We start from the raw sequence: 10,535 nt of genomic DNA on the forward strand, positions 1-10,535 counted from the left end.
TATTTTACATAAAATACTGGTCTAGTTTCGTGATGTCTTTTTTAAGCAATTTGTCCTTTGATAACTTCAAAAGATATTATTTTTCAGTTGACATACTACCGCAGGTCTTCTTTACTAACCGCTCCTTTCACATCAATTATAATTGTTCTTTTCTGTTCCTTTGTATCCGATATTTTCGGTTTACCCTTTTTTTCGATTTCCTTCTCTTGTACATTCATTGTAATAGGCGTTCGTTCTACACTCTGATTCGTTTTCCAAAAAACAAGAAAAAGTAAAGTTCCAATAATAGCTACTAAACCTAACCACTTTTTCGGAAAATCCCACATCATTTTACACCTCTAATCATAAATTTATAACATCATTCATATTGTTTAGGAGAAAGCTGTTACGAAGGAGGGATGAAACTTTGAACATAGGAATTATAGGGACAGGAAACATGGGGAATATACTAATCGATGCATTTTTAGAAACCCGTGCTGTCAAACCTTCGTGCCTTACAATCATTAATCGGACGCCTGCAAAAGCATATCATATAAAAGAAAAATACCCTTCTGTTCATATAGCAAAAACAATCCCGGAAGTAATCGAACAATCACAACTTATTTTTATTTGTGTCAAGCCGATAGATATATACCCTATCCTAAAAAAATACGCTGAACATTTTTCTGATGAAACGTGCTTAGTTTCTATTACAAGTCCAATATCTCCATCACAATTAGAGACTCTCGTACCTTGCCACGTCGCGCGTATCATTCCAAGTATCACAAATCGCGCGCTCTCTGGCGCCTCACTATTTACATTTGGAGATAATTGCTCTGAAGAATGGCAACAAAAACTACTTCGTCTATTCAAAAACATTTCTACACCTCTTGTAATAGAAGAAGATATAACGCGCGTTTCATCTGATATAGCAAGTTGCGGTCCTGCTTTCTTTAGTTATTTACTACAATGCTTCATTAACGCTGCTGTAGATAAAACAAATATTACACACGAAGAGGCTACTACTTTAGTAAGTGAAATGGTCGTGGGGATGGGGAAATTACTTGAAAAAGAAATCTTCACATTACCTACCTTACAAGAAAAGGTTTGCGTGAAAGGCGGCGTTACTGGGGAAGGCATTCGGGTTTTAGAAGAGCACGTTGGAGATATGTTCCATAAGTTAATCGAGCGAACACATGAAAAATTTGATGAAGATTTAGAATGCGTTGATCAGCAATTCAATAAACACACATAATAAATACGTCATTTTCATTCCAAATCCTTTTTATAAATACTTACTTTTTTACAATACATTTTCACTTCAACTACTATTCCCGCACTTTACTCATACGATCTTCAGATTATGCTAGAACTAAAAATACATCTTCTTTATAAAACAAAAGCAACCTTCTCGGTTGCTTTTGTTTTATCCGTTTTTCTTCGCCATGAAGAAAATACGCTCTGTTTGTTCTGTAACTTCAAGTCGCTCAAAATCACCTGTTACACGAAGCACTGTAAAACCTGCTTCTTCAAGCCATTTCGTTAACTCTTCCACTTGATATGCACGTTGCACGTGACATTCGTCAAACCGATGGTACACATCTTCTTCCGGATCTTGAACAAAGAATGTTAAATCATGCTCTACACTATTTGATTCTTCACCAGGGAAGCAATTCCAAATAAGAGATATTTCTTCTCCATTCACTGTATACGTTTCATTTTGAAATACATGATGTATTTTATATAAAGAATGTACATCAAATAAAAACAAACCATCTTGACGTAAATGGTGAAATACTCTTCTAAATGTTTCTTGTACTCCATCTTCTTGCAATACATAATTTAATGAATCACAAAAGATGGTTACACAATCAAACTCACCTGGAACATCAAGCTCTCGCATGTCTTGTTGATAAAAAGGAATAAAGTATCCCTCTCCTCCTAGTTTTTGCTGAGCGACTGTTAACATTTCTTCTGAAAGATCGACACCTATTAAATCGTAACCCTTTTGCACAAGCGGCAGGGTTACATTACCCGTACCGCATGCTACATCAAGAATTTTTGCCTCTTTCATATCTGCCTGCTGTAAACTTTCCTCTGTAAATTCCACCCATTTATCATAAGGGACATCATTCATTAGTTCGTCGTACAACAATGCAAATTGTTCGTATTTCATTGGCCTAACTCTTCTGTAATATCTTCACGTGGCACATCGCCCCATAGACGCTCTAAATTATAGTGATTACGCTCATCTTTATGGAATACATGAGCAACTACATCTCCAAGATCAACTAATACCCAACGTGCTTCGTCAAACCCTTCCATACGTTGTACGTCGATTTGGAACTCATGTGCTTTTGATTTAATTTCACGTGCAATTGCTTGCACTTGTTTGTCTGAATTCCCGTGACAAATAATGAAATAATCTGCAATTGGTGAAATACCTTGCATATTTAGGACAACCATATCTTCTGCTCTCTTATCATCAGCTGCTTTTGCCGCTAATACTAATAAATCTTTATCGTTCATTTACTCATTTCCTCCTTGATAACTGCATTGTATGTTTGGAATGTTAATGGATAAATCGTCTGATCTTTTTCCATTAAAAATTGAATTGTTCTCTTTAACGCAAATAATAAAGCTTGATTTATATCCGTATATGCGAGTTTACGAGCCTCTTCCACTCCTGGAAACTTTCGCCCAGGTTCAATGTAATCAGCTACATAAATCACTTTATCTAACATCGTCATATTCTCATGACCACTTGTATGATATGTAATAGCTTGCAAAATTTCAGAATCCGTAATGCCTACTTCTTTTTCTACTAAGTATGCCCCAACAGGTGCATGCCATAACTCTTTGTTATAGCAAAGTAAATCTTTCGGCAAATCTTCACGTTTAATAATCTCTTCCATCTCTGAAATCGCTCTACATTTCGCATAATCATGGAATATAGCTGCCATCTCTGCTTTTTTTTCGTCCACACCGTATAACTTAGCAAGCTCAATCGCTGTCTCCATTACACCAATTGTGTGTATATAACGTTTTTCATGCATTTGTTGTTTGACAATATGCAGTGCATTCTCACGATTCATACAACCCATTCCTCTCGATATATACCTGTACTTTTTCGGGAAGTAAATATTTACACGTTTTCTTCTCCTTATATCTCTCACGTAATAAGGATGAAGAAACTGCAAATTCCGGAATTTCCACTGTAGTAATCTTATATGGTGTATGCAATGTATACCCAGGTCTTGCAACTCCAACAAACGTTACAAGATTAAGTAAAGCTTCAATGTTATACCACTTCGGTAAATACTCAACCATATCCCCACCAATAATAAAGTGAAACTGCACATCCGGATACTTCTTCGTCAATTGTAACATAGTGTCATACGTATAAGATGGGCCCTTCCTACTTAGCTCTTCTAAACAAATAGAAAAGTGCTCTTCTGCCTCAGTCGCGAGCTCTAACATATGTAAACGACTTTCTACACTTGTAATATTCCGCCCTTGTTTATGTGGCGGAATCTGGTTTGGCAAGAACCATACTTCTTCCAAGTTCAAAGCGTGATATACTTCATTTGCAATTAGCAAATGTCCATAGTGAGGCGGATCAAATGTACCGCCAATGATGCCAATTTTTCTCAAAAGAAACGCCCCTTCCTTTTACATACAGCAACTCTCCTCGGTTAGGAATGAAGAGAGTTGCTATTAATAAAAGTTCAATTGGTTTCGCTCTCTACATCATTACGCATAAACGATAAAAATAGCGCATGCTAGTCTTTTTATCGAGGAAGCTTAATTTGTTTATTTTCTCTTGATTCTTTGTATAAAACGATTGTGCTTCCAATTACTTGAACGATTTCAGCACGTGCACCTTTTGCAAGTTCTTCCGCAACCTCACGGCGATCAAATTCACAGTTTTGTAATACACTTACTTTAAATAACTCACGAGCTTCTAAAGTATCTGCGATTTGTTTAATCATATTTTCATTTACTCCGCCTTTTCCTACTTGAAAAATTGGTGTTAAATGATGTGCTTGTGCACGTAAAAATCTTTTTTGTTTTCCTGTTAACATATATGTTAGCCTCCAAGCTTTTCTATAACTAATTGTTTCATTCTCTCGATATTTGGCGTGCGTCCTGTCCACATTTCAAATGCAAGTGCTCCTTGATAAACAAACATATCAATACCATTTTGAATGATTGCACCTTGCTCTTTTGCCTCACATAAAATTTTCGTTTCAAATGGATTATAAATTATATCTGATACAATCGTTCCTTTTTTTAACGAACAAATTTGTAATGGCGTATGTTCTACGTGTGGATGCATACCTATCGTTGTCGTCTGAATGATAATATCATAATTTCCTTGTTCTTCTGTCGCTTTTTCTAACGACAAAGCAACAGAATTAACATCGGCCGTACGTGCAGCAATAAGTTCCTTTGCCTTATCTACTGTACGATTGGCTACATCAATCTCTTTTACACCTACATCAGCAAGAGAAAAATAAATAGCTCGGCTAGCACCACCTGAACCAAGTAACAAAATACGTTTCCCTTGAAGTGGTTCATTACTAATTGACTGCAACGCTCGAACAAAACCAATCCCGTCTGTATTATAGCCAATTAATCTTCCATCCTTATGAACCACTGTATTTACTGCACCGATTTTCCTTGCCAATGGGTCAATCTCATCCAAATACTCCATAATAGCAACCTTGTGCGGAGTTGTTACATTAAATCCTGAAATACCTAATGCTTTTAAACCTCTTACTGCTTCCCCTAGCAATTCCTCTTCAACAAGGAACGCATGATAATGGGCATCCATATTCAAGTGTTCAAATGCATCGTTATGCATAACGGGTGATAATGAATGTCCAATTGGATTTCCGATTACACCATATAATTGTTTCATAAATCCCTCTCCATATTAAATTAAAGATTTACGTAGTGAAACACTTACTCCTTTTGGTACGTGTGCAACAATTTTTGCTCCTGGTTCGTTCACAGTAACCCATCCTAATCCAGAGAATACAACATCCGTTTTAGGTTCACGAATATTAAATTCGTATTTCACTAGCTCAGGCATATTTGCTAATTCTTCTGGCGTTGGTGGGCTTAGTAAATCCCCGGCATGATTTTTATATAATTCATCTGCTTTCTCAAGCTTTGTACGATGGATTGTTAAGCGATTCGAGAAGTGACAAGTAAATGCACGACGACCACCACTTACATAATCAAAACGTGCCAATCCACTAAAGAATAACGTTTGTTCTTCATTTAATTGGAATACCATCGGCTTAATTTCTTTTGTTGGTGTAATAAGCTTTAAGCTTTGCTTTCCAACATAATGAGCCATTTGGTGGTGGTTAATAATACCTGGCGTATCATATAAAGAAGACTCTTCGTCCAATGGAATATCAATTAAATCAAGTGTTGTTCCTGGGAAATGAGATGTTGTAATTACATTTTCAGTCTCATCACTAAATTCTTTAATCATACGATTAATAAATGTCGATTTCCCTACATTCGTACATCCAACAACATAAACATCTTTGCCGCCGCGATAATACTCAATAGCATCTGCTAATTCAGCGATTCCTTGTCCCTTCGCTGCACTAATTAAAAAGACATCTTCTGGTTTTAATCCTAGCTGCTTTGCACTATAGCGCATCCAATGTTTTACTTTATCATGTTTTACTGACTTTGGAATTAAATCAGCTTTATTTCCAACAAGTAATACTTTATTATTCCCTACGAAACGATGTAAGCCAGGTAACCAGCTACCATTAAAATCAAAAATATCTACAATTTTGACTACTAATGCATCTGATTTTCCAATTCCATTTAAAATGCGTAGGAAGTCATCATCTGTTAACGATACATCTTGAATTTCATTGTAATGCTTCAAGCGAAAACAACGTTGACAAATAACTTGTTCTTTCTCTAAAGATGAGGCAGGAGCATACCCCACTTCGTTTTTATTTTCTGTTTGAATTTCTACACCGCAACCAATACATTTAATTGTTTCAGTCAAACTTTATTCCTCCCAGTTAATTAAACCTTTTTTCTTCATATTTTTCATAATTCTTCGTTCAATTTTTCGATTAAAGCGCGTTACTAATCCGTCCGTTTGTGCTACCGGTACAACTAAAATTGTATGAAGGCCTACTCGGTTTCCACCAAGCACGTCAGTCAGTAACTGATCTCCAATTACTACAACTTCATCTGGCTGCAAACGCATCTCTTGTATCGCACGCTTAAATGCGCGAACAAATGGTTTACGTGCACTATGAATAAATGGAATACCTAATGGATCAGCAAAATCTTTTACACGTTGCTCATTATTATTTGAAACGACCGTTACTTGAATGCCTTGCTCTTTCATTTCCAAAAACCATTTTTCAAGTTGCGGTGTTGCATTGGGACGATCCCATTCAATTAAAGTGTTATCTAAGTCAGTAATAACACCTTTAATCCCACGTTTTTTTAAATCTTCTGGTTGAACATGATATACATTTTTCACATATTCATTTGGTAAAAATAGTTTCAATTTCTTTCACCTCTTTGAGGATTTTTCATAAAATTTTTCGACAACATTTTTCGATATATAACCTGTGGATAAAATTGTACACATTTTCCACATTAATTTTTCAGTTAATTTGGAATTTACTAACAAACTATACACACTTTATCCACCTAGGTATGTGGATAACCACTCGTTTGTGACTGTCATATTTTTTTGGTACATTAAATGCATCAACGAATCAATCCTTATATTATTAGGAGGTGACTCACCTTGAAAACAAAACATATGGAACAGTTATCCACTGAGTTACTCACTGAGTCTTATTATAAAGCAAAAGAACTAAAATTAAATCCCGACTTCATTTTACTTATAAAACAAGAAATCATTAGACGCTCATTAGAGGACAAGCTTGTCAAATCATCTTGATTACATATAAAGTGAAAGTTTAATCAGCCCTTACCAATTAAACAGTTAAAGGATAATTTATTGGATGCCCTGTAAAAAGAGCCATCCTACGATGGCTCTCGAATAAACAAGTACTCCCATCTAGGGGATTTCATCATTAAGTATCTTTGCCCATAACTCTTACTTACGGTTATAAAAGCTTTTCTTTATTTATGAGCTAAGCGAGTAGCTATTTTTTCACCAAGACGAAGCTCTTGTCCACTCTTTAATTCCTGCACTACTTCTATCATATCTTTTTCAAACAATAACACAACTGTTGAACCAAATGTAAAGTATGCCATTTCTTCACCTTTTTGAACAGTGTCTCTCTCATGCAAAAGCTCAATACTATTAACAAACATGGCCCCTACTTTTACAAGAGCCATATGCTCGCCATCACTGCTTACTTCTGTAACAGAACGATAATTTTTTGACAGTGGTTCTTTCCCGTATTCCATACCAGCTGCATTTACCGGATATGATTTTCTACCGAGTACAAATCTTTCAGTCACAGAACCAGAAAGCGGACTATGAATGCGATGATAATGACTTGGACTCAAATAAATTACCATATATGTACCGCCTGCATATCGCGTTGCACGTTCTTCATTACCTAGCATATCCACAATTGAATAGCGCTTTCCTTTAATATCAAATGTTTTTGTATCCTCAATAGGACCATGATCTGCAAAAACACCATCAACAGGACTAACGATACTCGATGCATCTGTATCAATACTACGCTTTCCTTCTTTTAGCTTACGCGTAAATAATTCATGCAATGTTCTATATTCCTTCAAACCCTTTTCCATCTCATCTTGATTAATTTGAAAAACTTTCGCATACGATGGAATAATGATAGAGCTCAAACGAGATTGTGCAAATTTACGTAATATATAAGAAGTAAAGCGACCATTTGTAAGTTCTATCATAAGTCGATATAATGTACGTCGCAAATTGCGAAACCCCCTAATCAGTCTATAACTTTAGTTTTCCCTTCTTTTCTTTCTATATCATATGTAAAATTGGTTCTTATTCCCACATATCATATAAAGCAGCCTTATTATATATACAGAAAACTAAGTATGGTATTATTCTTAAATTATTTAGCACCTTCTAATATTACAGATAGAATCCGTCATTTTCAACAGTGAACATGTATTTCTTCTTAGCATAACGCGTTTTCTTTTCTTATTTACAATAAGAAAAGCAGCCCATTTTAAATATGGCTGCTTCTAATACACTTTACTCTTTCGCTTTTTTCTCTTTCTCTGCCCTGACAAACTCGTGGAACATTTTCATTAAAGCACGCTTTTCAATCCGTGATACGTAGCTTCTAGAAATACCAAGCGCCTTAGCGATTTCCCGCTGTGTTTTCTCCTTATCTAGCCCAAGTCCAAAACGTTTCACAATCACTTCTTTTTCTCTTTCGTCTAAAATATCGATATACTCTTTAATTTTTTCTAACTCCATACTAAGCTGAATCATATCAATTACATCTTCAGACTCTGATTTTAATATATCAATAAGCGATATTTCATTGCCCTCTTTATCTTGCCCGATCGGATCATGAAGTGAAACATCTTTTTTCGTTTTCTTTAGTACACGTAAATGCATCAAAATTTCATTTTCAATACAGCGTGCTGCATACGTCGCAAGCTTCGTTCCCTTTCCTGCAGAATAGCTCTCGATCGCTTTAATGAGCCCAATCGTACCAATTGAAATTAAATCTTCTGCATCTTCTCCTGTGTTCTCAAATTTTTTAACGATATGAGCTACAAGCCGTAAATTATGTTCAATTAAAAGATTTCTCGCTTGAGCATCACCTTGCTCCATTAACTCTAAGTACTTTCTCTCATCATCTGATGATAACGGCTGCGGGAACGCATTATTCTTCACATAAGAAACAAAGACAAACACTTCTCGAACCATATATCCAATTGCGGCGAATAGACTCAAACCTTTCACCTCCGCCAAAATAGTGGTCTTTATTATGTGTATGTGGGCGTGAGGTTGTTTGTGTCTGTACAGTTTATTTATAAAACTCAACACTTCCAACATTTAAAATATTTTATTGTTATATTATAATTATATAAAATTGTTATTTATATATGAATATGCTATTAAAGGGGACATTATTCATGATTACATTAGAACGATTATTAAATGTAACAATTTATTTAGGGGTATTTTTACTTTTCATTTCGTTCATTACTTTTGTTATTAAAAGAGGGCCTGATTTATTATTTTTTCAATTTGGAATTTCTTTATTTTTTGGAGCTCAAATTATAACTGGAATAAAATTTTTTCATAACTATGGTTTCTCGTTTCACTCAAAACTAGAACTACTTATCTTTATTTTCTATGTAATTGGAATTATTACATGTATACTATTGTTCTTTCATTTTCAAAATCTGTATCGAATTTTTTTATTAATTTGTAGTTTTTTATTTTTAACTGGATCCAATTATTACTTTAAAGAAACATTAAATTTTAGTAAAAAAATTCCAAAGCAACATAAAACTTTTTTAAGTACACAAGAAGACTCTTTTCCAAAAGAAGTCCGTAAATTTTCAGAGGATTACAATAATATAATAAGGAATGACTTTTATGAAATACCGATGATTCCTACTGAATTACAGATTACAAGCAAAAAAGATTCTTCACATAGTACATCTTTCTTAGTTGAACTTCATAATAGCGAGAATGAAATTACTGATGACTCTGTACAATTAACTCCATCAGACCGTTTTTATGTGCTGTTAAATACACAAAAAACAAAAATATCAAAAATAGTATATGAAGGGCAGAATTTTTTCACATTTACAGTCACACTAAAGGCTCTTAATTTACAGCAAGAACCAGAAATTCATAATATGTTTTTAGAAATAGATAAACGTAGAGCGATGAATCTTCTTAATTTTGAAATTAAAGCCCATACTAAAGAATGGAAAGTAATATTTAAAAGTGATAGTTCTCATTCCAATCTTCCTATCACATTTACTTTTGAAAAGCGAACAGGCAAATTATAAAAATAAAAAGAGTTATTTTCTTTGAAAAATAACTCTTTTTATTTTACTTACTCCAAATCTTTCTCCCCGCTTGGGCATCAATATAACGAATTTCCCGACTACAATCAAAAGGTTCTTTATGTTTTTCATCTGTCGTTTGTTTGTACAGTAGTTTGTATTTCGTTTCCTCTGCATCATGATCTAAAAACCATTCTAATTTAACTCGGATAGCCGCTCTGTATATTTCTAACGCTTTTTCTTTTATTAATTTTGGTGTTGTTTCATATGTAAGTAATTTTTTTATAAAGTTGCTAGACTCCCCCGAGTAGTGCATAACAGCACCATTTTCTGCATTGATGTTGATCATAAATTGATTATACTCTGCCGGAATATCATTTATATATACAGAAAAGATAAATCTTTCAATCCCATCTTCTGCTTCTTCACGTTCCTCCCATGCCCATCAACTTAAAAATCTTCACTACCCCCAAGTGTAAAAAAACGTTATTCTTTCTAAAAAAGCTAGACTAGAAAGGATGACGTTTTCTTATGAATCTCTCGAT

Annotated in this window: 13 protein-coding genes and 2 pseudogenes; 3 read left to right on the plus strand and 12 right to left on the minus strand. The window is 34.6% G+C overall.

Annotated features, from left to right (window positions below; genetic code table 11):
- Positions 1-107 precede the first annotated feature (107 nt).
- Positions 108-329 (minus strand): annotated as a pseudogene (locus MR168_RS30105) (competence protein ComE); the annotation flags it as partial.
- Positions 330-406: 77 nt separating this feature from the next.
- Between MR168_RS30105 and comER the strand changes: the two are divergent.
- Positions 407-1,234 (plus strand): late competence protein ComER, encoded by an 828-nt coding sequence (comER, locus tag MR168_RS30110; RefSeq protein ID WP_001020554.1) that lies wholly within the window; start codon positions 407-409, stop codon positions 1,232-1,234.
- A gap of 171 nt (positions 1,235-1,405) precedes the next feature.
- On the opposite strand, the gene MR168_RS30115 is transcribed toward comER, so the two are convergent.
- The 8 genes from MR168_RS30115 to MR168_RS30150 all read right to left on the minus strand — a co-directional run bounded on the left by MR168_RS30115 (position 1,406) and on the right by MR168_RS30150 (position 6,541).
- Entirely contained in the window at positions 1,406-2,155 is a 750-nt protein-coding gene (locus tag MR168_RS30115; protein WP_000873069.1) for a class I SAM-dependent methyltransferase, read from the minus strand.
- Positions 2,152-2,508, minus strand: coding sequence for a ribosome silencing factor (gene rsfS, locus MR168_RS30120; protein WP_000998173.1), 357 nt, complete (start codon positions 2,506-2,508; stop codon positions 2,152-2,154). The genes MR168_RS30115 and rsfS overlap by 4 nt, the downstream gene beginning before the upstream one ends.
- Complete coding sequence (gene yqeK, locus MR168_RS30125) at positions 2,505-3,074, minus strand: bis(5'-nucleosyl)-tetraphosphatase (symmetrical) YqeK (RefSeq protein WP_001078477.1); 570 nt, start codon at positions 3,072-3,074, stop codon at positions 2,505-2,507. The genes rsfS and yqeK overlap by 4 nt, the downstream gene beginning before the upstream one ends.
- Positions 3,064-3,633: a nicotinate-nucleotide adenylyltransferase gene (nadD, locus tag MR168_RS30130; protein WP_001226048.1), complete on the minus strand. Its 570-nt coding sequence runs from the start codon at positions 3,631-3,633 to the stop codon at positions 3,064-3,066. Before nadD ends, yqeK begins: the two co-directional genes overlap by 11 nt.
- 137 nt (positions 3,634-3,770) lie before the next feature.
- Positions 3,771-4,064: a ribosome assembly RNA-binding protein YhbY gene (yhbY, locus tag MR168_RS30135; protein ID WP_000955224.1), complete on the minus strand. Its 294-nt coding sequence runs from the start codon at positions 4,062-4,064 to the stop codon at positions 3,771-3,773.
- 5 nt (positions 4,065-4,069) lie between these two features.
- Positions 4,070-4,903, minus strand: coding sequence for a shikimate dehydrogenase (aroE, locus tag MR168_RS30140; protein ID WP_000812076.1), 834 nt, complete (start codon positions 4,901-4,903; stop codon positions 4,070-4,072).
- 15 nt (positions 4,904-4,918) lie between these two features.
- Positions 4,919-6,025, minus strand: coding sequence for a ribosome biogenesis GTPase YqeH (gene yqeH / locus MR168_RS30145; protein WP_000140799.1), 1,107 nt, complete (start codon positions 6,023-6,025; stop codon positions 4,919-4,921).
- Between the two features lie 3 nt (positions 6,026-6,028).
- Positions 6,029-6,541, minus strand: a complete 513-nt coding sequence (locus MR168_RS30150) for a YqeG family HAD IIIA-type phosphatase (RefSeq protein ID WP_000765314.1) — start codon at positions 6,539-6,541, stop codon at positions 6,029-6,031.
- A gap of 246 nt (positions 6,542-6,787) precedes the next feature.
- Here MR168_RS30150 and sda point away from each other — a divergent pair, with 246 nt between their 5' ends.
- Positions 6,788-6,943, plus strand: coding sequence for a sporulation histidine kinase inhibitor Sda (gene sda, locus MR168_RS30155; protein WP_000850094.1), 156 nt, complete (start codon positions 6,788-6,790; stop codon positions 6,941-6,943).
- 185 nt (positions 6,944-7,128) lie between these two features.
- Here sda and MR168_RS30160 read toward each other — a convergent pair whose 3' ends face one another.
- Both MR168_RS30160 and sigK read right to left on the minus strand, forming a co-directional pair.
- Positions 7,129-7,917, minus strand: coding sequence for a phosphatidylserine decarboxylase (locus tag MR168_RS30160; RefSeq protein ID WP_001255000.1), 789 nt, complete (start codon positions 7,915-7,917; stop codon positions 7,129-7,131).
- Between the two features lie 289 nt (positions 7,918-8,206).
- Positions 8,207-8,920, minus strand: coding sequence for an RNA polymerase sporulation sigma factor SigK (gene sigK, locus MR168_RS30165; protein ID WP_000051382.1), 714 nt, complete (start codon positions 8,918-8,920; stop codon positions 8,207-8,209).
- A 152-nt stretch (positions 8,921-9,072) separates the two neighbouring features.
- Here sigK and MR168_RS30170 point away from each other — a divergent pair, with 152 nt between their 5' ends.
- Positions 9,073-9,993, plus strand: a complete 921-nt coding sequence (locus MR168_RS30170) for a hypothetical protein (protein ID WP_002024823.1) — start codon at positions 9,073-9,075, stop codon at positions 9,991-9,993.
- A 43-nt stretch (positions 9,994-10,036) separates the two neighbouring features.
- Here MR168_RS30170 and MR168_RS30175 read toward each other — a convergent pair.
- Positions 10,037-10,429 (minus strand): annotated as a pseudogene (locus tag MR168_RS30175) (YcdB/YcdC domain-containing protein); the annotation flags it as partial.
- Positions 10,430-10,535: the final 106 nt, after the last annotated feature.

The sequence above is a fragment of the Bacillus cereus group sp. BfR-BA-01356 genome (assembly GCF_022663635.1).
In the GTDB taxonomy this organism is placed as follows: domain Bacteria; phylum Bacillota; class Bacilli; order Bacillales; family Bacillaceae_G; genus Bacillus_A; species Bacillus_A cereus.